The sequence below is a fragment of the uncultured Ellagibacter sp. genome (genome assembly GCF_934617235.1).
Lineage (GTDB): Bacteria > Actinomycetota > Coriobacteriia > Coriobacteriales > Eggerthellaceae > Ellagibacter.
Map to the genome: position 1 here is coordinate 1 of NZ_CAKTTZ010000016.1, position 25,106 is coordinate 25,106.

The 25,106-nt window shown below is 60.4% G+C and carries 22 protein-coding genes and 1 pseudogene; 14 read left to right on the top strand and 9 right to left on the bottom strand.

Annotation, left to right across the window (positions count from 1 at the left end; genetic code table 11):
* A pseudogene (locus Q0G85_RS04550) lies at nucleotides 1-836 on the bottom strand (ABC transporter permease); the annotation flags it as partial.
* Nucleotides 837-843: 7 nt separating this feature from the next.
* Entirely contained in the window at nucleotides 844-1,560 is a 717-nt protein-coding gene (locus Q0G85_RS04555) for an ABC transporter ATP-binding protein (protein WP_297155157.1), read from the bottom strand.
* 287 nt (nucleotides 1,561-1,847) lie between these two features.
* On the opposite strand from Q0G85_RS04555, the gene Q0G85_RS04560 reads away from it, so the two are divergent.
* Nucleotides 1,848-3,230, top strand: coding sequence for a sodium-dependent transporter (locus Q0G85_RS04560; protein WP_297155159.1), 1,383 nt, complete (start codon nucleotides 1,848-1,850; stop codon nucleotides 3,228-3,230).
* Nucleotides 3,231-3,390: 160 nt separating this feature from the next.
* Here the strand turns inward: Q0G85_RS04560 and Q0G85_RS04565 are convergent, their stop codons facing one another.
* Both Q0G85_RS04565 and ilvA read right to left on the bottom strand, forming a co-directional pair.
* Nucleotides 3,391-4,314, bottom strand: coding sequence for an AEC family transporter (locus Q0G85_RS04565; RefSeq protein WP_297155160.1), 924 nt, complete (start codon nucleotides 4,312-4,314; stop codon nucleotides 3,391-3,393).
* 188 nt (nucleotides 4,315-4,502) lie between these two features.
* Nucleotides 4,503-5,714: a threonine ammonia-lyase gene (gene ilvA / locus Q0G85_RS04570; protein ID WP_367116867.1), complete on the bottom strand. Its 1,212-nt coding sequence runs from the start codon at nucleotides 5,712-5,714 to the stop codon at nucleotides 4,503-4,505.
* 136 nt (nucleotides 5,715-5,850) lie between these two features.
* On the opposite strand from ilvA, the gene Q0G85_RS04575 reads away from it, so the two are divergent.
* The 4 genes from Q0G85_RS04575 (at nucleotide 5,851) to Q0G85_RS04590 (ending at nucleotide 11,180) form a co-directional block, all read left to right on the top strand.
* Nucleotides 5,851-6,228, top strand: a complete 378-nt coding sequence (locus Q0G85_RS04575) for a RidA family protein (RefSeq protein ID WP_297155164.1) — start codon at nucleotides 5,851-5,853, stop codon at nucleotides 6,226-6,228.
* A gap of 88 nt (nucleotides 6,229-6,316) precedes the next feature.
* Nucleotides 6,317-6,793, top strand: a complete 477-nt coding sequence (locus tag Q0G85_RS04580) for a universal stress protein (protein WP_297155166.1) — start codon at nucleotides 6,317-6,319, stop codon at nucleotides 6,791-6,793.
* Nucleotides 6,794-6,815: 22 nt separating this feature from the next.
* Nucleotides 6,816-7,337: a GNAT family N-acetyltransferase gene (locus Q0G85_RS04585; protein WP_297155168.1), complete on the top strand. Its 522-nt coding sequence runs from the start codon at nucleotides 6,816-6,818 to the stop codon at nucleotides 7,335-7,337.
* A 237-nt stretch (nucleotides 7,338-7,574) separates the two neighbouring features.
* Nucleotides 7,575-11,180 carry an ATP-binding cassette domain-containing protein gene (locus tag Q0G85_RS04590; RefSeq protein ID WP_297155170.1) on the top strand — a complete coding sequence of 1,202 codons (3,606 nt, stop codon included), beginning with the start codon at nucleotides 7,575-7,577 and terminating at the stop codon, nucleotides 11,178-11,180.
* Nucleotides 11,181-11,184: 4 nt separating this feature from the next.
* On the opposite strand, the gene Q0G85_RS04595 is transcribed toward Q0G85_RS04590, so the two are convergent.
* Nucleotides 11,185-11,778 carry a TetR/AcrR family transcriptional regulator gene (locus Q0G85_RS04595; RefSeq protein WP_297155172.1) on the bottom strand — a complete coding sequence of 198 codons (594 nt, stop codon included), beginning with the start codon at nucleotides 11,776-11,778 and terminating at the stop codon, nucleotides 11,185-11,187.
* A 166-nt stretch (nucleotides 11,779-11,944) separates the two neighbouring features.
* Between Q0G85_RS04595 and Q0G85_RS04600 the strand changes: the two genes are divergently transcribed.
* The 4 genes from Q0G85_RS04600 to Q0G85_RS04615 all read left to right on the top strand — a co-directional run bounded on the left by Q0G85_RS04600 (nucleotide 11,945) and on the right by Q0G85_RS04615 (nucleotide 16,691).
* Nucleotides 11,945-12,775 (top strand): DegV family protein, encoded by an 831-nt coding sequence (locus Q0G85_RS04600; protein WP_297155174.1) that lies wholly within the window; start codon nucleotides 11,945-11,947, stop codon nucleotides 12,773-12,775.
* Nucleotides 12,776-13,094: 319 nt separating this feature from the next.
* Complete coding sequence (locus Q0G85_RS04605; RefSeq protein WP_297155176.1) at nucleotides 13,095-14,000, top strand: extracellular solute-binding protein; 906 nt, start codon at nucleotides 13,095-13,097, stop codon at nucleotides 13,998-14,000.
* A 105-nt stretch (nucleotides 14,001-14,105) separates the two neighbouring features.
* Nucleotides 14,106-15,566 carry a molybdate ABC transporter permease subunit gene (gene modB / locus Q0G85_RS04610; RefSeq protein WP_297155178.1) on the top strand — a complete coding sequence of 487 codons (1,461 nt, stop codon included), beginning with the start codon at nucleotides 14,106-14,108 and terminating at the stop codon, nucleotides 15,564-15,566.
* Nucleotides 15,567-16,691: a sulfate/molybdate ABC transporter ATP-binding protein gene (locus Q0G85_RS04615; protein ID WP_297155180.1), complete on the top strand. Its 1,125-nt coding sequence runs from the start codon at nucleotides 15,567-15,569 to the stop codon at nucleotides 16,689-16,691.
* A gap of 263 nt (nucleotides 16,692-16,954) precedes the next feature.
* On the opposite strand, the gene Q0G85_RS04620 is transcribed toward Q0G85_RS04615, so the two are convergent.
* Entirely contained in the window at nucleotides 16,955-17,890 is a 936-nt protein-coding gene (locus Q0G85_RS04620) for an AEC family transporter (protein ID WP_297155182.1), read from the bottom strand.
* A 175-nt stretch (nucleotides 17,891-18,065) separates the two neighbouring features.
* On the opposite strand from Q0G85_RS04620, the gene Q0G85_RS04625 reads away from it, so the two are divergent.
* From Q0G85_RS04625 to Q0G85_RS04640, 4 genes are all read left to right on the top strand, one after another.
* Nucleotides 18,066-19,247, top strand: a complete 1,182-nt coding sequence (locus Q0G85_RS04625; RefSeq protein WP_297155184.1) for an MFS transporter — start codon at nucleotides 18,066-18,068, stop codon at nucleotides 19,245-19,247.
* 730 nt (nucleotides 19,248-19,977) lie between these two features.
* Nucleotides 19,978-20,979: a GTP 3',8-cyclase MoaA gene (gene moaA, locus Q0G85_RS04630; RefSeq protein WP_297155186.1), complete on the top strand. Its 1,002-nt coding sequence runs from the start codon at nucleotides 19,978-19,980 to the stop codon at nucleotides 20,977-20,979.
* A gap of 105 nt (nucleotides 20,980-21,084) precedes the next feature.
* A complete protein-coding gene (gene moaC / locus Q0G85_RS04635; RefSeq protein ID WP_297149500.1) occupies nucleotides 21,085-21,597 on the top strand; it encodes a cyclic pyranopterin monophosphate synthase MoaC in 513 nt (170 codons plus the stop codon).
* 349 nt (nucleotides 21,598-21,946) lie between these two features.
* Nucleotides 21,947-22,420, top strand: a complete 474-nt coding sequence (locus Q0G85_RS04640) for a low molecular weight protein-tyrosine-phosphatase (RefSeq protein WP_297155188.1) — start codon at nucleotides 21,947-21,949, stop codon at nucleotides 22,418-22,420.
* Between the two features lie 157 nt (nucleotides 22,421-22,577).
* Here Q0G85_RS04640 and Q0G85_RS04645 read toward each other — a convergent pair whose 3' ends face one another.
* The 3 genes from Q0G85_RS04645 to Q0G85_RS04655 all read right to left on the bottom strand — a co-directional run bounded on the left by Q0G85_RS04645 (nucleotide 22,578) and on the right by Q0G85_RS04655 (nucleotide 23,721).
* Nucleotides 22,578-23,042 (bottom strand): PIN domain-containing protein, encoded by a 465-nt coding sequence (locus tag Q0G85_RS04645; RefSeq protein WP_297155190.1) that lies wholly within the window; start codon nucleotides 23,040-23,042, stop codon nucleotides 22,578-22,580.
* 2 nt (nucleotides 23,043-23,044) lie between these two features.
* On the bottom strand, nucleotides 23,045-23,344 hold the full coding sequence (locus Q0G85_RS04650; protein ID WP_297155192.1) for a type II toxin-antitoxin system RelB/DinJ family antitoxin: 300 nt from the start codon (nucleotides 23,342-23,344) through the stop codon (nucleotides 23,045-23,047).
* A 158-nt stretch (nucleotides 23,345-23,502) separates the two neighbouring features.
* Entirely contained in the window at nucleotides 23,503-23,721 is a 219-nt protein-coding gene (locus Q0G85_RS04655) for a helix-turn-helix domain-containing protein (protein WP_297155194.1), read from the bottom strand.
* Between the two features lie 200 nt (nucleotides 23,722-23,921).
* Between Q0G85_RS04655 and Q0G85_RS04660 the strand changes: the two genes are divergently transcribed.
* Complete coding sequence (locus tag Q0G85_RS04660; protein ID WP_297155196.1) at nucleotides 23,922-25,106, top strand: S-layer homology domain-containing protein; 1,185 nt, start codon at nucleotides 23,922-23,924, stop codon at nucleotides 25,104-25,106.

A 25,106-nucleotide genomic window follows, 5' to 3' on the forward strand; every position in this document is an offset into this window, starting at 1 on the left:
ATGATGATGTCGAGCAGCGTCGTCCACATCATGGAGTCGCCGTCCACGTCGTCGCGCGCGTAGCCGATGCCTTGGTTGGAGTCGGCGTCCACAAGGTCGTCCACGCGGGCGTCGGCGTCCGTCAGGGCCTCGACCATGTCCTTCTCGGCATCGGTGCGGTCGGCGACGGAGAGGCCGCGGTCGTTGAAGGTGAAGGAGTACGTGTAGGTAGGCGCGCCTCCCGCGTCCTCGAGCGCGGCGAAGCCGGCGTCTGAGACCTCGGCAACGCCGTAGGTGATGGTATTCACCGTGAAGTCCGAGTTGTTGAGGAAGAGGGCTTGGCTGTCGGGCTGGGTCATGATGCCGCAGATGGTGTAGGCGCGGCCGCCGAGCTCGACCGTATCGCCCACGGCGAGATCGTTGTTCGTGGCGAAGACGCGGTCGAGGGCCACCTCGTCGTCCGCCTGAGGTTCGGCGCCTTCGCAATAGGACGCGAGGTCGACCTCGGTGCGGTGCGCGTAGGTGCGCATCGTGCGCTTGGTGCCGTCGTCGCCTGTGGACTTGCGGAAGGTCGCGTCGATGGAGAAGTTCTTGTAGAACGTGACGCCTCCGACGTCCTCGGCGGCGTCGGCGGCCGCTTCGAGTTGGTCGTCGGTCGCCTCGAACGCCGTTATCACGCGGCCGTCTTCGATGATGTATTCGTCGCGCATGTCGTCGATGAGGCAGCCGATGGAGTGCGCGGCCAGCAAGAAGCCCGACGTGAGGGCAATGCTTCCGCACATGAGCAGGAATATGCCCAGGTACTTGCCGATGTTGTGCTTGAGCTCGCGGGGGAGCCGCTTGGCGAGAGGAGTCATCGGGCGCCTACCAATCAAGCTTAGAGGCGGGCACGGGCGACTCGTTGACCTCGTCAGCTGCCAGGCGGCCATCGCGCAGGCGCAGCACACGGTCGGCCATGCGGGCGATGGCGGCGTTGTGCGTTACGATCACGAGGGTGCAGCCGTACTGCTGGTTCACACGCTCCATGAGCTCGAGCACTTCTTTGGAGGTCTTGTAGTCGAGGGCGCCTGTGGGCTCGTCGCACAGGATGAGCCCCGGGTTCTTCACGAGGGCGCGGCCGATGGCGCAGCGCTGCTGCTGGCCGCCGGAGACCTGGCGCGGGAACTTGTTGCGGTGCTCGTAGAGACCCAGCGAGTGCAGCAGGTCATCGATGTCGAGCGGGTTCTTGGACAGGTGCGCCGTGACCTCGATGTTCTCCTTGATGGTGAGGTCGGGGACGAGGTTGTAGAACTGGAAGACGAAGCCGAGCTCGCGACGGCGATACTCGCCGAGGTCTTTTGGCGAGAGGGACGTGAGCTCGCAGCCGCCGACAGAGATGGCGCCGCCGTCGGCGTCCTCGAGCCCGCCGATGAGGTTCAGGAAGGTCGACTTGCCCGAGCCGGAGGGACCGAGCATGACGCAGACCTCGCCGCGGTTGACGGTGCAGGTGATGCCGTCGAGGACTTGGACGCGGGCCTCGCCGTCGCCGTAGTGCTTGGCGAGGTTCTCGATAACGAGATAGGGGGTGGTTGATTTTGCCATGGGCGTTCTTTCTCGAAAGGAGCGCAGTGGCCCCTTTAGGTTGCATTCAGCTAACTTATAGCTTAAAAGTTAACCATGTGCAACGCTTTTCGGTTAGTTTCCACTCCTTTCCGAGCTCCTCGCCAAGGGCTTGCCTCCTTCATAATTCCGCAGCTGGGCGAAGAGGAATGCCGAATACCCTTCTCTCGCACGAGAAATCGTAATGCTCAGGTAAAATAGCCCGAATTGGAGGGTTCCAGCATGCGCGGCACTTTTGCTTGCGCTCTCGATTGGGAAAAGGGAATAGTATGGCATCTACGAAAACCGGATCGCGCTCGTCGTGGTCAGGCAAATGGGCGTTCATCCTGGCGGCTGCCGCTTCGGCGGTCGGCTTGGGAAACATGTGGCGCTTCCCGTACCTGGCGGCGAAGTACGGCGGAGGCACGTTCCTCATCACCTACCTGGTGTTGGTGTTCACGTTTGGCGTATCGCTTTTGCTGCTTGAAACGGCGATCGGTCGCAAGACGGGTCTTTCGGCCATCGGCGCATTCCGCCATTTCGGGAAGAAGTTCATGTTCATCGGCGTGTTGGCGTCGGTCGTGCCCTTCATCATCGTGCCGTACTACTGCATCATCGGCGGCTGGGTGACGAAGTATGCATTCGCCTATATTGCGGCTGGACCTGCGGCAATGGCGGACGGCGGCACGTTCTTCTCGAACTTTATCACCAACGGCGTCGACAGCTCGGTCTTCATGCTGATCTTCATGGCAGCGGCGTTCATCATCGTGGCGCGAGGCGTGAAGGGCGGCATCGAGAAGGCGAACCTCATCTTGATGCCTGCGCTTATCGTGATGGCCATCGCGATCGCCATCTTCACGCTGACGCTTCCCGGGGCGCTCGACGGTGCGGCGTATTACCTGATGCCGGACGTCTCGAAGTTCTCGCCGGAGCTGGTCATCGGTGCGCTCGGGCAGATGTTTTACAGCCTGTCGCTTGCCATGGGCATCATGATCACCTACGGCAGCTACCTCGAGAAGAAGGCGTCCCTGACGCAGTCTGTCACGCGCATCGGCTTCTTCGATCTGGGCGTGTCGTTCCTCGCGGGCCTCATGATCGTGCCCGCCGCGTTCGTCGCCATGGGGTCGGGCGAAGCCGTCGCGCAGAACTCCGGTCCCTCGCTCATGTTCATCATCCTGCCCGAGGTGTTCGCGGACATGGGGCAGGTGGCGACCATCGTGGGATTCGTCTTCTTCCTCTTGGTGTTCTTCGCGGCGCTCACCAGCGCGATCTCGCTTACCGAAACCTGTGTCTCCATCATCCAGGACGGCGCGGGCTACTCGCGTCGCAAGTCGCTGGTGATTACCATCGTGTTCATCGTGGTGGCTGGTCTTTTCATCAACTCGGGCTACAACGTGCTTTCGTTCATCCAGCCCTTAGGCGAAGGCTCCTCGCTGCTCGACTTCGCCGACTTCATCTCCAACTCGGTGATTATGCCAATCGTTGCGCTTTTGACCTGCGTGTTCGTCGGATGGATCATCAAGCCGAAGGCGATCATCGACGAGGTGCGCATCTCCGCGCCCTTCAAGATGGCGAAGGCCTGGTCGGTCATGGTGAAGTACGTGGCGCCTGTGCTTGTGGTGGTTATCCTCGTGACCGCGCTCGCCCAGTCGCTCGGCATCATGAAGTTCTAGCGGGATCGTTTGGCACCTCACTGTTCGAGTGCCGCTTGGACTCCGCCTGCTCGGGTGCCGCTCGAGTTCGTTCGAGCCGCGTGCTCGCTTCGCGCTCGATTCGCCCCGTCTGCTTGTCCTTTCGCGCCCTGTCGGCTTCGTTGCCGGCGGGGCGCCTTCATTATGCCACGACGCCGCTTGCAAGAACGATGGTCGTCGTTGCGATGACGCCGAGGATGATGGTGAGCGCGTTCGCGAGTCCCGCCAGGCCGAAATCGCCGTCTGACCAGAGCGTGAACGTCGGGCCCATGGCGCTTGCAGGTGCCCAGAGAAGCATCACGATGACGATGCGCGTGGTCGTATCGAAGGGCAGGAAGGCGAAAGCGAGCGCGCTTGCCACGATGGACACGACAACGCGAAGCCCGATAAGGCGCGCCACCTTCGCGAGCTTTTCGCGATTGACCTCGAAGCGGATCATAAGTCCCAGCATGAACATCGCGAGGAACGAGTTCGCGTTCGCGATAGGGGCCGTGAACTGGACGATTGCGTCGGGAATGCGAATTCCTACCACCGCGAGCACGATGAGGATGAGGTAGGCGTCGAAGGCGATCGATTTCGCGAGCCTCTTTACAACGAACTTCACCGGATGCTCGACGGGCCCCTTGCCTGCAACGAGGCCGGTGAGCGCGTAGGAGCCGCCCGTCATCATGATGGCGTTGCCTGCGTCGAACAGGCAGGTGGTCACTGCGAGCTGAGCGGGGAAGAGTGTCTGCACGAAGGGCAAACAGAAGCATCCGATGTTGAAGCCGCAGCAATTGAGCAGGTAAAACACACGGTCGCGGCGCTCGGTTTTGCGAGTTGCTGCGAGCACCGCGAGATGGGGGATGAGCGCGCAGGCGAGCCCGAGCGGCACCAGGATGAGCAGGTTGTGGGTGAACTCGGCTGCACCAAATGCGTGAACGATTGCGCAGGGCAGGGTGAAGGTGAACACGATCTTGCTCACGCACTGCTCGGGGCGCGGTCCAAGCGTTCGCGATCTTCCCGTCAGATGACCTGCGACGATGATGGCGACAAACGCCGCCACTTTCAACATGACTTCTTCCATGCTTTCGAATCACTGTCCTCTCAAAAGCAAACAGGGGCGAACCGCGTCTGAGGTTCGCCCCTGTCGTGGGGTGGTGCCTTGTGGCTGGCGGGCGTGGCGCAAGTGCGGGCGCAAACCCGGGCGCAAGCGCTAGTGCGAACGCGGTCGTACCCGCAAACGCAAGCCCGCGAGCCCAGCTCGCCGTACGCTTACAGGTGCGCTTGGATGACGCGCGGGCGGAAGCCTTTCGCCTTGAGCGCCTCGACGATCTGCTGTTTGTGCGCGGTGCCGAACGCCTCGATGGTCACGCGCAGCTCCACGGCGGCGTTGCGATTGGTCGTGACGAACTGGTTGTGGTCAAGGCGGACGACGTTGCCCTTGCTCTCGGCGATGACCTGGGCGACGTTGACGAGCTCGCCGGGGCGGTCGGGCAGAAGCACGCTGACCGTGAAGATGCGGTCGCGCTGGATCAGGCCGTGCTGCACGACCGACGACATGGTGATGACGTCCATGTTGCCGCCCGAGAGGATCGACACGACCTTCTTCCCCGTGAAGTCGAGGTGGCGAAGTGCTGCGACGGTGAGAAGCCCCGAGTTCTCCACGATCATCTTGTGGTTCTCCACCATGTCGAGGAACGACACGATGAGCTCCTCGTCTTCGACTGTGATGATGCCGTCGAGGTTCTGCTGGAGATAGGGGAAGATCTTGTCGCCCGGCTCCTGCACGGCGGTGCCGTCGGCGATGGTGCTCACGTGCGGCAGCTTCACGACGTGGCCTGCTTCAAGCGACGCCTTCATGCATGCCGCCCCCGCAGGTTCCACGCCAATGACCTTGATGTGTGGGTTTAGGAGCTTGGCCAGGGTAGACACACCCGTTGCAAGCCCGCCGCCGCCGATGGGGACCAAGATGTAGTCGACGAGCGGCAGCTCCTGCGCGATTTCCATCGCGATAGTGCCTTGACCGGTTGCGACGCCCAGGTCGTTGAAGGGGTGCACGAAGGTGAGCTCGCGCTCCTCGGCAAGCTCGAGCGCGCGGGCGTAGGCCTCGTCGTACACGTCGCCTGCGAGCACGACTTCGGCGCCGAGCGCCTTGGTGCGCTCCACCTTGATGTAGGGCGTCGTCGCGGGCATGACGATGGTGGCGGGCACGCCGTAGCGCTGCGCCGCATAGGCCACGCCCTGCGCATGGTTGCCGGCGGATGCGGTGATAAGGCCGCGCTTGCGCTCGTCGTCGGTAAGCGTGCTGATCTTGTAGTATGCGCCGCGCACCTTGTAGGCGCCGGTGCGCTGCATGTTTTCCGGCTTGAAGAAGACGCGGTTGTTGGCGATTTCGCTGAAATGGGGGCTCTCGATGAGCTTGGTCTCCTGGGTGACCTCGCGAACTTTTTGCGCCGCCTGCTCGAAGGCGGGCAGGGTGAGCATGTGCGTAGCTTCGTCTGACATTTATTTTCCTTGCATTCCTCTATGGTTCATAAGCGTCCATCACTATAATCTTCACATGCGAAAAACAGCGCAGCATTTTTCAGAATCGGGCGAACTTCAAGAAAGAAGGCACATTATGAAAACCATCTCCACCCCGAATGCGCCGGCGGCGATCGGCCCCTATGCCCAGGGCAATATCACGGGCGGTCTTCTGTTCGCGAGCGGCCAGATTCCGCTCGATCCGGAAACGGGCGAGATCGTGGGCGCGACCATCGAGGAACAGACCGCGCAGGTCATGAAGAACGTGGCTGCGATTCTCGAGGCTGCTGGCACCGATTTCGACCATGTGGTGAAAACGACGTGCTTCTTGAACGACATGAACGATTTCGCCGCCTTCAACGCCGAATACGCGAAGTCCTTCGGTGAGGTGCGCCCGGCTCGCTCGGCAGTGGCGGTCGAGAAGCTTCCCAAGGGAGCGCTTGTGGAAGTTGAAGTTATCGCTGAGGTGAACTAGCCTCTTTGCTTGTTCGGTTCGGCGTATAATGGTGATGCAGGGTTCGCGTGCAGGCTTTGCGCGAACGGTCGTTTGAAAGGAGCGTCTCATGCTGTACAGCAAGATTATGGTTCCCTACGATGGTTCAGAGCACGCGAAACATGCCCTCGAATACGCGAAGGGTTTGGCTGCCGCTTCCGATGCGAAGATCGCGATCGTGCATGTGGTGCCTTCGGGCGTCATGGGCGTCGATCAGCTCGGTACGGAAGGCTCGCTTGACGGCGTTCCGTTCGGCATGCTGAATTACGAGCAGTACGAGGGCGTGGTTCGGGCGGCGCTCGACCAGGCAAAAGAAAAGGTCACGGAGCACCTGCAAGGCCTCATCGAGGACATTCCGGGCGAAGTGACCATCGAAGTGGTAGCAGGAACCGCTCCCGCTGAGGCGCTTGCGCGCTACGCCGAGAAGAACGGTTGCGACCTGATCGTCATGGGTCGTCGTGGCCTCGGCGCTATTCGCGGCATGCTCGGCAGCGTGAGCTTCGGTCTTCTGCGCTCCACGGACGTCCCCGTTCTGACAGTTAAATAGGTTTTTAGGATAGCTTGCTTTTATGACTGCACTTGATTTCTCCACCCTTGTGGGCGAAGGCGCGACGATTCGCCTCGCCACGCAAGAGGATATTCCCGCCATCTGCGATATGCGCGTCGCCCAATCGCTCGAGTATTGGGGGGCGAACCCCGAGCCGGGGGAGCTTGCCCATTTCCGAAGCGAGACTGAGGCGCACCTTAAACGCACATTGGGCGAGCGCGTGATGTTCCTGTTCATCGAACAGGATGGCGAGATCGCCTCCATGTCGGGGGTCGAGGTGTTCGATCGCCTGCCGACCTACGGCGGGGTGTCCGGCGTTCAGCGCACGGCGACGGTGGTCGCTTGCTATACGCGCCCTGAGTTTAGAGGTCGGGGGCATATGGCTGCGATGCTGCGCGCATGGCCGCTCGTCGCGATGCGCGTGGGCGTCGATGCGATCTACGTGGAAACGCGCAATGCGTCGATGCGCCGTATCGCCGAGAAGACCGGCTATGCGCATGCGTCCGACCGCTTCAGGATGACGATCGAAGTGGAAGCCGACTAGGGATAGAGGCTGGAAGTAGCCGAGCTGGAAGGCAATCGAAACTGGCGGCTCGGCAGTTGCGGGGGCTGATCTTGGATGCAAGGTCAGCCCCTTTCGTTTGTGCTAAACGCCTTCCGAGGGCGGATTGGTCACGTGCAGAAAGTTATTTTCGGTTGACAAAACGAGCCGCTCCCCTCAATATGAAACACTTGTCAGTACAGGATAACTTTTCATAAAAGATAATGGGGCGGGAATTGCATGTTCGATAAGCGGCTTTTGGCGATGGTTTTCTCGGCGCGCTCGCATATTGCGGCAAACGTGCTGTTCCAGTGGATCGCCCTTCTGGCGAACATCGCCCTCATGGTCTCGATCGGGCTGTATCTGCAGGGTGCGCTTGAGGGCCGCCCGGTGACCCCGGAGGATTTCACGGGCGTCGGCCCCGCATTCTCGGGTGTGCTCGCGTTCGTTTCCTCGTGGCAGGGCGTTGCCGTCTGCGCGCTTGTCGCGATCGTCGTCCGCTTTGCGTGCTCGCGCGCGGCGCAACGCGAGTCGCAACGCGCAGCGGGGGAAGCGAAACGCACGATTCGTCAGGTCGTATACGACAAGCTCGTCACGCTCGGCCTCTCTTACACCGAGCACGTCGCGACAAGCGAGGCTGTGCAGCTGAGCGTCGAGGGCACAGAGCAGCTCGAAAGCTATTTCGGGTCCTATCTTCCACAGTTTTTCTACGCGCTCGCTGCGCCGCTTACGCTGTTTGTGTTCTTGGCTCCGCTTTGCCTTCCCGCTGCGGTCGTGCTCCTCATCTGCGTGCCGCTTATCCCCGTCTCCATCGTCGCGATTCAGAAGATCGCGCGGAAAGTGGTGGGGAAGTACTGGGGCTCCTATACCGATTTGGGGACAGCCTTCCTGGAGAATCTCCAAGGCTTGACGACGCTTAAGATCTATCGGGCCGACGAGGCGCGCCACGAGGAGATGAACCGCGAGGCGGAGAGCTTCCGCCGGGCCACGATGCGACTTTTGCGCATGCAGCTGAACTCCATCACGATCATGGACCTCTTCGCTTTCGGCGGCGCGGCGATCGGCATCATCGTCGTGCTGCAGCAATACGCTGCGGGCGCGGTGCCCTTCGCCGCCGCCTTCGCGATCATCTTCCTCGCCGCCGATTTCTTCATCCCCATGCGCACGCTCGGGTCGTTTTTCCATACGGCCATGAACGGCATGGCTGCGGCGGACAAGATGTTCAAGCTGCTTTCGGTGCCCGACCCCCAGACAGGCACGGCGGCGGTCGATCCGAGCGACGTGCGAATCGAATGCCGTGACGTGAGCTATTCCTACGACGGAGAGCGCCAGGCCTTAAAGCACGTCGACATGGATGTTCCCACCGGGTCGTTCGTCGGCATCGTAGGAGAGAGCGGATCGGGGAAGTCGACGCTTGCCGGCATCCTCTCAGGGCGCAACGCAGGGTTTTCGGGGTCCGTGCGCATCGGCGGTGTTGACGTCGCCGAAATCTCGCGCGCCTCGCTCATGGAGACGATGACGACGGTGCCGTTCTCAAGTTACCTGTTCAAGGGCACGATTCGCAGCAACCTCCTCATGGCCTGCCCGAACGCGAGTGACGCCGAGCTTATGGCCGCGCTCGAGCGATGCGCGCTTGGCGGCTTTGTGCGCGAATCAGGAGGGCTCGATGCTCCCGTTGCGGAACAGGCAAGCAACTTCTCCGGCGGCCAGCGTCAGCGTCTCGCCTTGGCGCGCGCCCTTCTGCACGACACGCCGATTTACCTCTTCGACGAGGCAACCTCGAACATCGATGCGGAAAGCGAGGAGTCGATCCTCGCCGTCATCCGTGAACTTGCGCGCGAGAAGACCGTCATCATGATTTCCCATCGCCTGTCGGCGGTGCGCGACGCCGACTGCATCTACGCGTTTTCCGACGGCGAAGCCGCCGAGAGCGGCACGCATGACGAGCTGCTCGCCAAGGGCGGGGTTTACGCGAAGCTGTGGCGCAAGCAGGAAGAACTCGAAGCGTACGCGGCTGCGGGAGCTGGGATTGGCGACGACGTCGCGGGCGAGGCTTCACCTGTGGCAGGCTTGGGCGAGGAGCAGGCCGACCGCACGGGAAGTCCCGCTGCTTTCGAGGAAGAACCTGCGCGTGCCGATTCCCCTGCTGGGGTGGCGGGGCGCGATTCCGGCAAGCCGAACGCGAAGCCGCGCTCCCATTTCGCGGTGATGGCGCGCCTTATCGGGCTTGTCCGCCCGCTCGCGCCCGTGATGGTGCTTGCCGTTGCGCTCGGCGTCCTCGGCTTCACGGCAGCGATCTTCCTCACGGTTGCGGGCACTTCGGCGCTTGCCAACGTGCAGGCGGGCGCTGGGCTTACCGTCGGCGCTATCGCACTCATTGCCGCGTGCGGCGTGCTGCGCGGCCCGCTTCGCTATGGCGAGCAGATCTGCAACCACTACATCGCCTTCAAGCTGCTCGCGCTCGTGCGCGACCGGGTGTTCGGCGCGCTCCGCCGCTTGGCCCCCGCGAAGCTCGAGGGCCGCGACAAGGGCAACCTCGTCTCGCTCGTCACGTCAGACATCGAGCTGCTCGAGGTTTTCTACGCGCACACCGTCTCGCCCGTGCTCATCGCAATCATCGTCTCGGTGGGCATGGTCGTCTTCATCGGCGCCGTTTCCTCCCCGCTGCTCGCGGTACTTGCGGCCATCGCGTATCTGGCGATCGGAGTCGCGCTGCCGGTGGCGGCATCTCGTGCTCAAGGGCGCGGCGGGCGACGCTTCCGCGATGCGATCGGGGATATGAACACGTTCGTTCTCGATAGCTTGCGCGGTCTGCGCGAGACGCTCCAGTTCGGCGGCGAGCAAGAGCGCTCTCGTGAATTGGGCGAGCGCATGCTCGAGCTTTCGGGCATCGAGGTCGTCATGAAGCGCACTACCTCGCTGTTCATGGCGCTGACGAACGCGCTTGTGCTCGCATTCGACGCGGCGATGCTGCTTTTCGCATGCGCCCTCTATTCGCAAGGGGCGATAAGCTTCGGCGCGGCGATCATTGCCGTCGGCGCGCTCATGTCGTCGTTTGGGCCGGTCATCGCTGTGGCGAACCTGGGGTCGACCCTGCAGCAGACGCTCGCCTCGGGTGCGCGCGTGCTCGATCTTCTCGATGAGGAGCCGGCAACGCCCGAGGTTGTGGGCGGGCAGGAACTTTCTCGCGAAGGGTTTTCCGGCGCGAAGGTGAGCGACGTGTCGTTCTCCTATGGTGCCGAGGAGGTGTTGCGCGATGTGAGCCTTGCCGTGAAGCCGGGGCAGATCGTGCGAATCGCGGGGAAGAGCGGCTCGGGGAAATCGACGCTGTGCAAGCTGCTCATGCGCTTCTGGGATGCGGGAAGCGGCGAGGTCTCGATCTCCGGTGCCGACATCCGTCAGGTGAACACGGCGAGCTTGCGCTCCGTCGAGGGTTTCATGACGCAGGAAACGCACCTGTTCACGGGCACGATCGGTGACAACATTCGTCTGGGGCGGCCCTCTGCGAGTGACGACGACGTGATGGAGGCATGCCGTAAGGCGTCAGTCGATGACCTGATCGAGCGTCTGCCTTTGGGCCTTTCGACCCCGGTGGGCGAATTGGGCGAAACGCTTTCGGGCGGCGAGCGCCAGCGTATCGGGCTCGCGCGGGTGTTCCTGCATGACGCGCCGTTCATGCTGCTCGACGAGCCGACGAGCAATCTCGACAGCTTGAACGAGGCGGCTGTTCTGCGCGCGCTGCGCGACGGCCGCGTGGGCAAGACGATCGTGCTTGTAAGTCATCGCGAGTCGACGGCACGCATCGCCGACGAATCGTTTACCGTCGAATGCGGGCGAATCAGTTAGTTGCCTACCCGATAAGGGCGCTGTGACAGAACAGTGATGAGGCGAGCAGGTCGTCGAATGCGGCGAAGACGACCTTCTTCGTTTCCTTGAGGGACATGCCCTGCGCGCGACACTGGTTGAACATCCCGAATAATCCGTTGCACACAAGGGCTGCCGTGAGCGGTGAGGGATATTTCGGCTTGAGCGCGTTGCGGTGGTTCTGCACGTAATTCTCCACGACGCGCACCACATGGTTGAAGCATGCCGAGTGCAGATAGGGGTTCTTCGTCGACGAGCAGTGGATAAAGATGCCGTTCCTCTGCTCGAATACCCCAAAGACGCAGGTCAGCAAGTTGTGATAGCTGTTTGTGGGAATTTTCCTCGGGTTGTTTTCCGCCTGAAGCGCACGGTAGCGCTCCTCGGCTTGCGCCATGTCGTCGCGGAACAGCTCGTCGGCGAGGGCGTATTTGTCATCATAATAGGTATAGAAGGTAATGCGGCTCACGTCGGCGGCGCGGCATAGTTCGGTGACGGTGATCTTCTCGAAAGGCATGGTCACGAGAAGCTCGATAAGCGTCTGCTTGATGGTGCGCTTGGTTTTCACGACGCGTTTGTCCATTACAACCTCACATTACGAGATAACTGTATAAGTAACTGACGTTTCGTACGTGATTGTAGTTGCTCAAACCTCAAGCCTTGCGTACCTTTAGTGCAAAACAGATAAGCTACGGAAAAACCGTCGCGCGCCGTTAGCATCATGCGCGCATCGGCGGCAAGGGGGAACTATGGTGCGCAGGGTCGTGGTCGACTCTTCAGCAAATCTTTTCGTCGAGGGTGTGCGGGATATCGCTTCAGTGCCGATGAAGGTGCGGGTGGGGGAGCGGGAATTCCCCGATGACGCAAGCCTCGATGTGGACGAGCTTATCGAGGCGTTCTCGGTTGAGGGCGCGTCGTCGAGCACGTCGTGCCCGAACATCGCAGAATGGATAGAGGCATTCGAAGGTGCTGACGAAATCGTCGCGCTTGCCCTTACGAGCAAGATCTCGGGCGGGTTCAATTCCGCGCAGGCAGCAGCGAAGCACTTCCTGTTCGATCACCCCGAGGCGAAGGTGTTCGTGCTCGACTCACTGACGACAGGTCCTGAGCTTGAGCTTCTCGCACAGCGTGCGAACGAGCTCGCGCAAAGCGACATGGACTTCGACGATCTCGTGCATGAATTGCGCCGTTACGCCTCGCGTACACATCTCATGTTCTCGCTTGAGCGTATCGACAACTTCGTGCGCAATGGCCGCGTGAGCCCGCTTGTCGCGAAGGTTGCAGGCGTGCTCGGCGTGCGTATCGTCGGGCAGGCAAGCGAAGAGGGCGAGCTTGGCGTGCTCAACAAGCCGCGTGGCGAGAAGCGGGCGCTCAAGCAGCTCTTCGAGAACATGGAGACCGTGGGGTTCGTCGGCGGGCGCGTGCGCATCCGTCACACCGGGAACCCGAAGATGGCTGAGGCGCTTGCGAGCAAGATTCGCGAGTTGTGGCCCGCATGCGATATTCGCATCGGCGCCAACCGAGGCCTGTGCTCCTACTACTGCGAGCCCGGTGGCGTTCTCGTAGGGTTCGAAGGGTAAGCGCGCCTCCTACCCGTGCTTCTGCTGCCCCGCTTGTTCCACGTCGAAAATGTGGAGCAAGCGGGGCTTTTCTGTTTCGTAATGTCCCGAGGTATCGCCATTCAGAATAGAATCAGCCACAAATATTGCTGAACGACAACGATTTTCCTTGACTATATACTTAAAAATAAATAACCTAAATACCAGCGCATCGAAAAGGGATATGGCGAGGCGGACTTTGCTTGGATTCGCGCAGGCAAAGGTTGTCTCGCGAACCGATGTGCTGCGGGTCTTCGCCCTCCAGCAAGGCTCGTATTCGACCACTTAACGGGAGGAACACATGAAGAAGCAGGTACGCTTGGTGCTGTCCGCCGTGCTCGCGCTCTCGCTCGTCGGGGCGTTCGCGATGTTCGGCTGCTCCAGCAACACCACCACTACGGAGAAGAAGGACGACGCCGCCAAGACCGAACAGGCCGAGCCGGTTGAGCTCCAGGTCTTCGCCGCTAACTCGCTTTCCAAGGCCATGGAGGACATCCAGAAGGCCTACATCGAGGACGGCCATGACAACGTCACCTTCAAGGATACCCAGTACAAGTCTTCCGGCGAGCTCAACGAAATGCTCGGTGCCGGCTCTTACGCCGACCTGCTCATTTCCGCTTCCAAGGGCTCCATGGACACCGCTGTTTCCAAGGGCTACGTGGATGAGTCCACGCGCGTTGACATGTTCAAGAATGATCTCGTGATGGTTTCCAAGGAAGGCGCCGAGATGAAGGATGTCACGCTCCAGGACATCGCTGATGGCAAGTACACCATCTGCGTCGGCGACGACTCCGTTCCGGCTGGCAACTATGCTGCTCAGTCCCTGTCCACCGTGGGCGTGTACGCTCCGGCTGGCGACGACGAGGGCAAGACCGGCAAGGACATCTCCGGCAAGGGAGGCTCCTACAACACCGATATGGTGAAGGACGGCAAGGTCGTTCTGGACACCTCCGTCGGCAATGTGTGCAAGCATGCTCAGTCCGGCGACGTCGACATCGCGTTCGTGTACACTTCCGACGTGTATCGCTTCGGTGGCGTGCAGGTCGTCGGTACCGTTCCGGCCGACACCCACAAGAACATCGTGTACCCTGGCGCCATCACCAAGGATTGCACGAACGTCGAGGCAACCCAGGAGTTCCTGGATTGGTGCCTGAACAGCGAGAAGGCTCAGAAGATTTGGCAGGACTGGGGCTTCGAGTTGGCGTAGTATAATCTTCGCTAAGAAGGTTCGTCTTGAAGTAGCAATCTGGGGATGGGCGACGCGAATCGCTCATCCCCTTTCTTGTCCATGGGTGCAAGGAGAAGGGGTTCCATGCGCGCGAGAAAGTTTATCGCAAGTCTTGTTCTGTCGGCCACGCTCGCGTTGAGCACGCTGCCGGCTGCGGCTTTCGCCGACGATGCGCTCGGCGATGTCGACAGCCCGCGGACGCCGACGACGTCAACGTCAGCGGCGGCGACGAGCGCGGACGCCGAGGGCTCGGCTTCGGGCGAGTCTGCGTCGGATGCCGAGGCGACGGCTGACGGCGTCGAGGTGTCGCGTGAAGGCTCGGCGGCTCTGAAGGACGGGGCAAGCTTTGCGATAGGCGATTTCTCGCGGGCGCAGAAGGGTTCGAACCGTGCAATCGACGGCACGTATTACGGGTACTCTTACCTGGTTGGCCAGGAAGAGAGCGCATTCGTGCAGGTCATCGCAGCTGACAAGTATGTCGTTGCCTATGTTCCCGCTGCCGCTGCCGCCAAACTCGGCATCGATGTGCAAAGCTTGTCTGACCAGGCGCAACTGAAAAGCTACTTCCTCGCGCTCGACGATGGGCAGGCGATGGGCTCGGCCAAGCTCTCCGAGTACGACACCTGGTATTTCACGAGCGAGACAACCTTCGACAAAGACGGCGTCCGCTTCATGTTCGACCAGGTCATCAATGGAAACGTCTACGCGAGCGTCATCGGCGTCGACGGCTCTGACCTCACCGACTCGGAAAATTCCCTCTACATGAAGCCGTCGTTCGGGGACTTCGGCAAGCTCACCTCGCCCGATGCGGTGAGCATCGAGAAGGCGCCCGAGGGGCTTGCCGCTGTGGGCGAGTTCTTGTCGAACCTCGACTGGAGCCCTTTGTGGGTCTCGCTTCGCACGACGGGCATCGCCATCGTGTTCATCGTTATCCTGGGCCTTTTGGCGGCATATTTCTGCCTGAACCTGTCCCCGCGTATGAAAAGCATTTTCGACGCCATCTTCACCATCCCGATGGTGCTGCCGCCTACCGTGTGCGGCTTCATCCTGCTGTTCGTCTGCGGCTCGAACACGGCGTTCGGCCAATTTTGGATCGACATCGGTTTCCCGTTGATTTTCAGCCCCGTGGCTTGCGTCATCGCGGCTGTGGTCGTGGCGTTTCCACTCATGTACCGCAATGCGCTCGGCGCGTTCGAGGGGCTTGATCGCAATATGCTCGACGCCGCCCGTACGCTCGGCTGGTCGAACGCGAAGATCTTCCGCAAGCTGATGCTGCCCCTGTCGTGGAGCTCGATTGCGGCGGGCATGGTGCTCGCCTTCGCCCGCGCGCTCGGCGAGTTCGGCGCGACGCTGTTTATGGCGGGCAACTACATCGGCATCACGCGCACCATCCCAATCGCCATCTATTTCGAATGGATGAACGGCAACGATTCCACCGCGTGGTTCTGGACGCTTATCATCATCGTGTTCAGCCTGATCGTCATCGTGTTCATCAACCTGTGGTCCAATCACACCACGAAATACCGCAAGAGGGAGCAGAAGTAGATGAGCCTTGAAGTAGACATCCGCAAGAAGTTCAAGGGCTTCGAGCTGTACAACGCGTTTTCCGCCGGGACGGAGACGCTCGGCCTTTTGGGCGCGTCCGGTTGCGGCAAGAGCCTGACTATGCGCTCGATTGCGGGCATCGAGCGACCCGATTCGGGGAAGATCGTCGTGAACGGCACGGTGTTTTTCGACAGGGCGCCAGGAAGAAGGCCCAAGGTCGACCTGACGCCGCAGCAGCGCAAGACCGCGCTTCTGTTCCAGAATTACATGCTGTTCCCGAACCTGACGGTGGCTCAGAACGTGGCCGCGGGCATCGGTAAGGACGTTAGCGTGGCCGACCGCGATGCCGCTGTGGCGTGTGAGCTTAAGCGCTTCGGACTCGAAGGCTTCGACAACCGCTACCCGGCGCAGCTCTCCGGCGGCCAGCAGCAGCGTGTCGCTCTGGCACGCATGCTCGCGGCGCGTCCGGGAATCCTCATGCTCGATGAGCCGTTCTCCGCGCTTGACGCGCACCTGAAGAGCGTTCTTGAACAGAACCTCGTGAGCCTGTTCGACGCGTTCGACGGCACTATCCTGTACGTGAGCCACGACATCGACGAGGCGCTTCGCTTCTGCGACCGCATCGCGGTGGTGGAGGACGGCCACGTCATAGAGATCGGCACGGGCGACGACTTGGTGAACAACCCGCAGAGTCAGGCGGGCATCAAGCTTTCAGGGTGCAAGAACGCGACGCGTGCGGAATACGTGGACGAGCATCACGTGCGCCTGCCGCGCTGGGGCATCACGGTGGAGATGTCCCGCGAGGTGCCTCGGGACGTTAAGTGCCTGGGTGTGCGGGCTATCTATCTCGAGCGAGCCGACGGCCCCGGCGAGAACGCCTACCGCGTGCGGGTCGACCGCGTGAGCGATTCGCGCTTCGAGCGCACGGTGCTTTTGGGCTTCGTGAACGCTTGCCGCGATGAGCGGGAAATCCTCGATCGCAACGAGGACGAGATGAAGTACCTGCACCAGCACATGTTCTGGCGCGTGGACAAGCTGCGGGCCGACGAGGCAAGCCTTCCCTGCGAGGGGGAGGAGCTTTGGATCCGCATTCCGAAGGATCGCGTCTATCTCGTGTCGAGGTAGCGTTGGCTTGAGCCGAGTGCGCGGAGCCGTCTCTCACTACGAGGGGCGGCCCCTTTGTCGTTCGAGGGGGTAAGAGTCGCGTTCGGGCGCAGGGCGTGTCCCGCGCGCAGTTCCGCAGCGAAGCGAGGACTGTTTGAGCACGGGATATGCCCTGCGCCCGAACGCGGGAGAGGGACGACCTCGCTTTCCCGTGCCCGAATGCCCCGTGCCCGAATGCGGGGGCCTCCTTCCAATCCAGACTTCGTCTTCCCGCGCTTCGCCTTCTACCCGATGATCATGACGAGAATCGGGATCGTGATAATCGAGAGCACGGTGGTGACGAAGGTGCCTTGTGCCATGGTGCGCGAGTCGCCGCCGTATTGGTAGCACAGCATCGTGCCGTTTGTGGCGACCGGCATCGCGCACAGCACCACCATGATGTCGATGAGCATCGGGTCGACCGGCACGAGGCGGAAGAGCGCCCAAACGATAAGCGGTGAGATGATGAGGCGCGCGATGGCGGCAACCCACAGGCGCGGGCCGCCGATGAGTTTGGTGACCGGCAGATCGGCAAGCGACGAGCCGATGATGAGAAGCGCGCCCGGCGTGGTGAAGGAGCCGAGCGTCTCGGCGGCGTCGCCGATAATGGGCACGCTGTGCACGTTCAAAAGCGTGAGTACGATAGCGATTGCGCAGGCGATGTTTGCCGGGGTGAGGAAGGTCTTAAGCCCCATCTTCACCTTTGCGCCGCGGCCGGAGTCCTGCGCGATGAACCAAACGCCCATCGTGAACACGAGGAAGTTGAACGGCAGGTTGAAGATCGAGCCGTAGATCAGCGTCGAGGGCCCAAAGATAGCCGACAGCACGGGGAATCCGATGAAGCCGACGTTGCCGAAGGTGAGCATGAAGCGGAAGACGCCGCGATGCCCATCGCGGACGCCGAGGAGCTTCGTGACGAGGAACGCGAGCGCGGTCATGATGGCGAAGCTTACGATCGACAGTCCCATGGTGATGAGGATCTCGGTCGAGCCGGGCAGCGAGTCGGCGGTGAGCACCGAGCCTAAAATCATCGCCGGCAGCGCCGTGTTCAGAATGAGTTTGGACAGGCCTTTGTCGATTGCCTTGTCCATGATGTGCGTTTTCTTCGCGATATACCCGATCGATATATCGAAGAACAAGATGACCATCGTGCCGAGTATGCTGAGAAATTCGCCGTCCATGCCAGTTGTGCCTCCGTGTAGGTGATGTGCTTCCAGGAAAAGTGCCGCACGATAATAACGCCGCTCACGCCGCCACAAGAAAAATATGCAGACCTGTTCGGTGGATGGAGTAAGCTGTGTCGGCTTAGTGAAGAAGGACGTTTTTGGGACGCCCGATGAAAGGAAGTGGGTGCTCGTGTCGCTGAGGTTTTGGGTTCCGCTTGTGGGGATGACGCTTTCGACCTTCGTGTTCAACACGTCGGAGTTCATGCCCATCGGCCTGCTCACCGACATCGCCGCGGATTTCAACATGACCGAATCGGCTGCGGGCATGCTCATCTCCGTGTATGCGTGGGCGGTTATGATCTTGTCGTTGCCGCTGATGCTCTGCGTGACGAAGGTGCCGCCGAAGCGGCTGCTCCTCGGGGTGATCGCTCTGTTCGGCGCATGCCAGCTGCTCTCGGCGGCATCGGTCAACTTCTGGATGCTTATGGCGGCGCGCATCGGAGTTGCCGCAGCTCATGCGGTATTTTGGTCGATTATCACGCCGCTTGCGGTGCGCGTGGCGCCCTCTTCGAAGGCCTCGCTCGCGCTTTCAATGGTAGGCATGGGGACGTCGGTCGCCATGATCTTCGGCTTGCCATGCGGGCGCATGCTCGGCCTTGCCATCGGGTGGCGCGCGACGTTTCTCGTGGTGGGAATCGTGTCGTTTGCCATCGTTGCGTGCCTCGCGTTCGTGTTCCCCAAGCTCGATGTGGGGAAGCCTTTCACGCTGGGAAAGCTGCCGAGCCTTCTGCGCACGCGCTCGCTTCTGAGCATGTATCTGGTCACCATCATCGTGATTACGGCGTACTTCACCGGCTATGGCTACATCGAGCCGTTCTTCCAGCAGGTTGCGGGTCTGCCCGACAATGCGATTACCTTCGCGCTTGTGCTTTTCGGCGCGGCCGGCCTGGTGGGGAGCTTGCTGTTCGCCCGCTTGGGGCACGTGACGCTTGCGACGTTCATCCGTTTCGCCTGTGTTGGCATCGGAGCCGCGCTTCTGCTGATGGCCCTCGCGGCGGCGGGTGGCGGGATCACGTCGTGCCTCGTGTGCGTGCTGTGGGGGCTTGCGGCCTCGCTGTTCAACGTGTCGTTCAACGCCGCCGTCATCAAGTGCGCGCCCGAGGGTGCGAGCTCGGTCGCCATGTCGATGTACTCGGGGCTCTACAACCTTGGTATCGGCACGGGGACATGGCTTGGCGGCGTGGTTACTGCGAACGCGGGAATCGGGCTTATCGGGTATGTGGGCGGTGCTCTTGCGCTGGTCGGGATCGCCTACTGCTTCCTGCGCTTCGTCGGGCTTTTGCGTCAGGTGCGCCATCCATCGATCGGGTAGGTGCTTGGCGTGCGAGAGCGCCCTTGGTCGCGGCGGCGTACTCGACCTGCGAGAGCGCCCTTGGACGCGGAGGACATACCCCGTGCTCAAACAGTCCTCGCTTCGCTGCGGAACTGCGCGCGGGACACGCCGCCACGCCCAGGGGCTTGGCGATCCGGCTTCGAGCGCCTGATCCGCCCTCATGGGTTGAGCCCCCGTCTTTCAACCCTCTCTTGTCTTGTGGTCGAAAAATCGCTCCCAACCTGCCAGAAATCGAGTAGTTTTCATCAACGGGAGGCTCTTGGAAGGCGTTATCCTTCCCTTGCAACTGGCGGTTGCGACGGGAGCGCAAGGAAAAGGCCAGTTCAGCGACATTCTTGTCCCCGAGCGGTCTCTCTTTCTCCTTGCGACTTCTTCCCGAGTTGATGAAAACCACCCGATTTCTGGCAGGACCCCCTTTCGAAAATGCACTCCGCCACGCCCAGGGGCTTGGCGACCTGGCTCGCTTGCCCCAGTCGCGACAGTGGTCCCGTGCCCTGACAGTCCTCGCTTCGCTGCGGAACTGCGCGCGGGGCACGCCGTCACGCCCGGGGGCGGCGGCTAGGGCGCTGGCAGCTGTGGGCCACCAGTGCCGCTGCGTGACAAGAATTCTCGAATCGTCTTATATGGTAGCGCTCCGACCACAGTTGTACGGCTTTTTGCCTTCTTGGAGTATACTAGGCAACTGCGAATGAACTTCTAGGAGGGGAATATGAAGGACGGCCATGGCCGCGTAATCGATTACCTGCGTATATCGCTGACGGATCGCTGCAATTTCCGCTGCGTGTACTGCATGCCCGAAGAGGGAGTGCAGCAGCTCTCCCATTTCGATATCCTGCGAATCGAAGAGGTTGAACAGGCGGTTCGCATTGCGACGACGATTGGCATCAAAAGCGTGCGCCTGACGGGCGGCGAGCCGACAGTGCGCAAGGGTCTTGTCGGCCTGGTGCGCAACATCGCGGCGATGCCCGAGATCGAAAATGTCTCGATGACCACGAACGGCGTGCTCTTGCCGCGCATGGCTGCCGACTTGAAGGCGGCGGGGCTTTCGCGCGTGAACCTATCGCTCGACACGCTCGACGCCGAGAAGTTCCACAAGATCACGCGCTGCGGCTCGCTTGACGACGCGCTTCGCGGCATCGATGCAGCGCTCGAGTCGGGATTTAACCCGGTGAAGATCAACGCGGTTGCGCTTCGATCGCTTGCGGACGGCTTCCTCGATTTTGCCAAGCTCTCGATTGACCGCCCCTTGCACGTGCGCTTCATCGAGCACATGCCCATCGGCGATGTCTCCGAGGTCGACGGCATCAGCTGGGGCAAAGATGGCGTCATTTCCTGCGAGGAAGTATTCAACATCATTAACGAAGGCGCCCGCGAGCAGGGCATAGGCGAGCTCGTTCCGGCGGGGGAAGACAAGCCGCTCGGCTGGGGCCCCGCGGAGTACTACCATTTCCCCAACGCTGCGGGAACGGTGGGCTTCATCAGCCCGCTCTCGCGCCATTTCTGCAGCAAGTGCAACCGCCTGCGCTTGACGGCCGACGGCAAGCTGCGCCCGTGTTTGTTCTCCGACGTGGAATACGACTTGCGAACCGCGTTGCGCGAAGGCACTGAGGAAGACCAGCGCGCCGTGTTTCTGCAGGCCCTCGGCGCGAAGCCCGACGAGCACCACGACAAGGTGGGAACCGAGCGCGGCATGAGCCAGATTGGCGGCTAGGTTTTCCCGAAGCTGCGCGCTGCTTTGGCGCCTCGCAGCTTTCGCCTACCTGCCATTTCGTTTAGAATCTCGGGCGTAAGAGACGTTTTTCGAAAGGAATTCACTATGAGTGGCGATACTCATTTGACGCACATCGACGAGAAGGGCGACGTCCGCATGGTCGACGTGTCCCAAAAGCCGGACACCGAGCGCGTTGCGGTCGCGGAGGGGTTCATCTCCATGCACCCCGAGACGCTTGCGCTCATCGTTGAGGGCAAGGCTGCGAAGGGCGACGTTCTGGCCTGCGCGCGCGTGGCGGGCGTGATGGCGGCCAAGCAGACGAGCACGCTCATCCCGATGTGTCATCCGCTGAACATCACGAAGGCCAAGGTGGAATGCACGCCGGTGCTCGAGGGCGAGCGCGAGGACGGTCGCGTGGGCATCCACGTTACGACGACGACGGGCGTCACGGGCAAGACCGGCATTGAGATGGAAGCCCTCACGGCGGCGAGTGTCGCGTGCCTTACCGTGTACGACATGTGCAAGGCGGTCGATCGCGGGATGGAAATCTCCGAGATTCGCCTGCTCAAGAAGGACGGCGGGAAGACTGGCCTGTGGCTTCGCGGGGAATCCGAGTAGCTGGAAGCACAAACAGCAAGCCGACCGCTTAACTGAGTCGTTGACTGGCGGGTCCGTCCGTGCCTTTTCGCGCGGTTCGGACCCGTACTATTTTCGTGTGCGGGCGCTTTCTTGTTGATAGGGTTCTCGCACAGTGAAGCTTCGTGTCTCCTGGTGAGCGCTGTTCCGTCGATGCTTTTCGCATGGTTAGGTCCCGCACTTTTCCGTGCGCAGGTGTTGTTTAAAGGTTCTCTTTCGCGTTCGGCTTGTTAACCTTTCTGCAACGGAAGGCCCTTATGATTAAGTGTTGCTGGCCCAGCCATTGTGCTGACCTCGGCCGGCATTTCGAAGGATTGGCGAAAGGGGGCTTATGCATCGCATCCTATTTATATGCCACGGCAACATCTGCCGATCGACCATGGCGCAGTTCGTCATGGAAGATTTGGTGCGCAAGGCTCGTCTCGGCGGGAAGTTCGCAATCGACTCCGCGGCAACGAGCACTGAGGAAATCGGCGAGCTGCCGCATCCTGGCACGCTAAAAAAGCTTCGTGAGCAGGGAATTTCCACGCATGCCCACCACGCTCGGCGGGTGCGGGCGAACGAGTACGGCGAGTGGGACCTTTTCATCTATATGGACAGGGAGAACCTGCGCGGTCTCGAATCGATTTTCGGCAGCGATCCGCAGAAGAAGTTCGTGCGTCTGCTCGACTTTCTTCCCGACGACAACCCCCGCCATGGCAAGGACGTGGCCGATCCTTGGTACACCGGCAATTTCGACGCGACTTATCGCGACATCGTCGCCGGGTGTCGCGGTTTGCTCTCGAAGTTGGAAGGCGAGCACTAGAGGCCGCCCCGAGAACGCAAGCGCGCGGCCGTGGCGCTTAGGCGGGTTTTCAAAGCGGTCGTTTTGGGATAGCCTGCGCCTGCAGTGCCGATACCAGTTCCAGGCGCTGTGAATCAGTTGCGGGGCGGGGGATTCGCGAGTGAGTCTTCCGCCCATTTTAAATCGCTATTGTTTCGTAGTCGAGGTTGAAGTCGGTTCTCAGCCAGGTGAAGAAATCGTCGCAGTCGAGCACACGAACGAGGCTGCTTTCGAAGTCCTCCCTGTTCCGGGCGATGATGCAGTCGGCTTGTATGCTCAGTGCAACTTCGAAAAGGAGTCTGTTTTCGGGGTTCTTCCACGATGACGCGAGCGTTTTGTCGATTTCCCGCTCGCTTACGGCGAATACGTTCACAAAGGTCCGCAAGCCTTGGATTCTTTCGCGGGTCTCGGGGATTAGCGAGGGCTTCCCCCCTTCGGAAAGGATGTATATCAAATCCGTAACCTGGGATGACGGGATCCATAGGTCGAATTCCCCGACTCGTCCGGCAATCATAAGAAGTCGCGCTTGCTCGTAAAACGGTTCTCGTTGGTTGAGGAAATCGATCACGATGTTCTTGTCGAGAAGCGCTTTGATTATTCCCATGGCTACATCAATCCACGGGAAGCAAGACGCTCGGCTTTTATTTCGGCTATGGTCATGTTGTCGAACCTTGAGCTTGTCTTACGCGAAAGCGAATCGACGAACTGAGCGGCGACTTGGATGCGCTCGGCTGGCGGAGTTGCCTGCGCGTCGGGGAGAAGAAACGCGGCGTCTTGTTCGCTGATGATCCGATCGTACATAAGGTTAATGGCTTGCGAGGCAGTAAGCCCAGCTTGCGCGAGCACCTGCGCCCCACGTCCCTTCTTGTAGTCGTCCATTCTTCCGGTAACCATCGATGTTGGCATAACGTCCTCCTCGCTTTTGTACAACAATACCTGTACAACATAGAGAATGTCAAGGGGATTTGTCGCGCTGGCGCGCATGCGAAGGGACGTCGCTTGTTCATGGACGTTTGAAGTTGAAGACGCTCCGCATTCGCGGAGGCTTTGGGGGATTCGATTGGTTAGAGCCCTTCGAAGAATTCGGAATAGCTGATGCCGAAACCTTCCACTATCCTCTCGAGCGTGTCGAAACCGAAGTTGCGATGGCCTTTTTCGATATCGGCGAGATAGCTACGATTGATGCCGGTCATGAGCGCAAATCTTTCTTGGGTCAAGTTGTGCTGAACGCGCAGCTCTTTAATGCGCAGCCCGATTTTGTTTCTGATTTCCGACTTTTTCATAGTCGCAGGTTACTTACGGTCTTATACTGCTATGTATGAAATCAGAAACAATTGCGGCTAAATCTTGAACAAAAGGTGATTGTTATTTGATTTCAGTAGGCGCCGTACGATGACCTTCGCGGCATGTGCGGCGAAAGCTATGCTCGGGAAGGACGGGCCTTATGAAACTAAACGTATGGTCAAAGGCGCTTTCGGTGGGGATGGCAGCAAGCCTTGTTTGCTTCACTCCTGCGGTGGCGCTTGCCTCGCCGGAGAGTGATGCGGAGGCGCTTGGGTCGCAGCTTGAATCGGTGGGTTCAGTTTCGGCGGCCATGTCGCTTGACGATGCCCTAAGCGGCTCTGAGTTGTTGCTGGATTCGATTTCGGGAGTTGATTCTTCATCTGACCTGAACTCGGGAATCGAGCTGCAATCGGTAAGGGATTTTCCAGATTGCAATCCGAACGAATGGTATGCATCGGCGGTAACTTATGTATCGAACAAGGGCCTTATCACGGGGTATGACAATGGAACCTTCGGACCCTACGATAATATCACGCGTGGACAATTGGTTACTATCCTGTGGCGCATGGAAGGCAAGCCGATTTCGAGCTCTGCTGGGTTCTCCGACGTTAGCAGCAGCGACTTCTACTATTCTGCAGCGCTTTGGGCGCAGAAAAACGGTGTGATTAAGGGATATGGTGACGGAACATTCGGTGGCGAGAGGCTGATCACACGCCAAGAGGCGGCGGTCATGCTCGCCAATTATGCGAGCTTCAAGGGCTACGATACCGCGAGTGACAAGACGGCACTCAAGAACATTTCTGGATGGCGAGAGGCGGACTCTTGGGCGCTTGATTCGCTCGGTTGGTGTGTTGACCAGGGGCTTATGAGCGGGAAGGACACGCCGTCGGGGGCGTATCTCGACCCGATGGGATCGACGTGGCGCGCTGCCATGGCGAAGATGATCATGGTGCTCGACCGCGATGTGTTTGGCAACCCCGAGCCTGCGCCCGACCCCGAGCCGACTGAGAGCCAAGAGCAAAAAGAGCAACGTGTTTTGGCGTCATTCCAAGGACAGCTGGACAGGTCAGGCATGAGCGCAAGTGGTGCTCGAATTGGAATAGTGACTAACGAGGCGGGGGAGCATGAATACTTTCTTTTACTGCCGCTTAATGGAACATTCAGCACAATAAGGTATGGGTATCGTAATAGCTTCGATTTTCGCTCAAGCCTGGTTAGCCTTTCGGAGTCGGTCAGAGAGTTGTCTGGCTCAATGTATAAAATCAGCGTTCAGGAGGGCGCTAACCTCAGCGTAATTGGCTGCATATCTTCCTCTGACAATAAAGTGGTTTACGGAGCTGAAAATGGGTCAACAACAGTTCCGCTTTCCTACACGATGCGATAG

Bases quoted from the DNA above. Each gene is read 5' to 3' on its own strand.
- Q0G85_RS04555 (WP_297155157.1), bottom strand. From the start codon at position 1,560: ATGGCAAAATCAACCACCCCCTATCTCGTTATCGAGAACCTCGCCAAG.
- Q0G85_RS04560 (WP_297155159.1), top strand. From the start codon at position 1,848: ATGGCATCTACGAAAACCGGATCGCGCTCGTCGTGGTCAGGCAAATGG.
- Q0G85_RS04565 (WP_297155160.1), bottom strand. From the start codon at position 4,314: ATGGAAGAAGTCATGTTGAAAGTGGCGGCGTTTGTCGCCATCATCGTC.
- ilvA (WP_367116867.1), bottom strand. From the start codon at position 5,714: ATGCTCACCCTGCCCGCCTTCGAGCAGGCGGCGCAAAAAGTTCGCGAG.
- Q0G85_RS04575 (WP_297155164.1), top strand. From the start codon at position 5,851: ATGAAAACCATCTCCACCCCGAATGCGCCGGCGGCGATCGGCCCCTAT.
- Q0G85_RS04580 (WP_297155166.1), top strand. From the start codon at position 6,317: ATGCTGTACAGCAAGATTATGGTTCCCTACGATGGTTCAGAGCACGCG.
- Q0G85_RS04585 (WP_297155168.1), top strand. From the start codon at position 6,816: ATGACTGCACTTGATTTCTCCACCCTTGTGGGCGAAGGCGCGACGATT.
- Q0G85_RS04590 (WP_297155170.1), top strand. From the start codon at position 7,575: ATGTTCGATAAGCGGCTTTTGGCGATGGTTTTCTCGGCGCGCTCGCAT.
- Q0G85_RS04595 (WP_297155172.1), bottom strand. From the start codon at position 11,778: ATGGACAAACGCGTCGTGAAAACCAAGCGCACCATCAAGCAGACGCTT.
- Q0G85_RS04600 (WP_297155174.1), top strand. From the start codon at position 11,945: ATGGTGCGCAGGGTCGTGGTCGACTCTTCAGCAAATCTTTTCGTCGAG.
- Q0G85_RS04605 (WP_297155176.1), top strand. From the start codon at position 13,095: ATGAAGAAGCAGGTACGCTTGGTGCTGTCCGCCGTGCTCGCGCTCTCG.
- modB (WP_297155178.1), top strand. From the start codon at position 14,106: ATGCGCGCGAGAAAGTTTATCGCAAGTCTTGTTCTGTCGGCCACGCTC.
- Q0G85_RS04615 (WP_297155180.1), top strand. From the start codon at position 15,567: ATGAGCCTTGAAGTAGACATCCGCAAGAAGTTCAAGGGCTTCGAGCTG.
- Q0G85_RS04620 (WP_297155182.1), bottom strand. From the start codon at position 17,890: ATGGACGGCGAATTTCTCAGCATACTCGGCACGATGGTCATCTTGTTC.
- moaA (WP_297155186.1), top strand. From the start codon at position 19,978: ATGAAGGACGGCCATGGCCGCGTAATCGATTACCTGCGTATATCGCTG.
- moaC (WP_297149500.1), top strand. From the start codon at position 21,085: ATGAGTGGCGATACTCATTTGACGCACATCGACGAGAAGGGCGACGTC.
- Q0G85_RS04640 (WP_297155188.1), top strand. From the start codon at position 21,947: ATGCATCGCATCCTATTTATATGCCACGGCAACATCTGCCGATCGACC.
- Q0G85_RS04645 (WP_297155190.1), bottom strand. From the start codon at position 23,042: ATGGGAATAATCAAAGCGCTTCTCGACAAGAACATCGTGATCGATTTC.
- Q0G85_RS04650 (WP_297155192.1), bottom strand. From the start codon at position 23,344: ATGCCAACATCGATGGTTACCGGAAGAATGGACGACTACAAGAAGGGA.
- Q0G85_RS04655 (WP_297155194.1), bottom strand. From the start codon at position 23,721: ATGAAAAAGTCGGAAATCAGAAACAAAATCGGGCTGCGCATTAAAGAG.
- Q0G85_RS04660 (WP_297155196.1), top strand. From the start codon at position 23,922: ATGGCAGCAAGCCTTGTTTGCTTCACTCCTGCGGTGGCGCTTGCCTCG.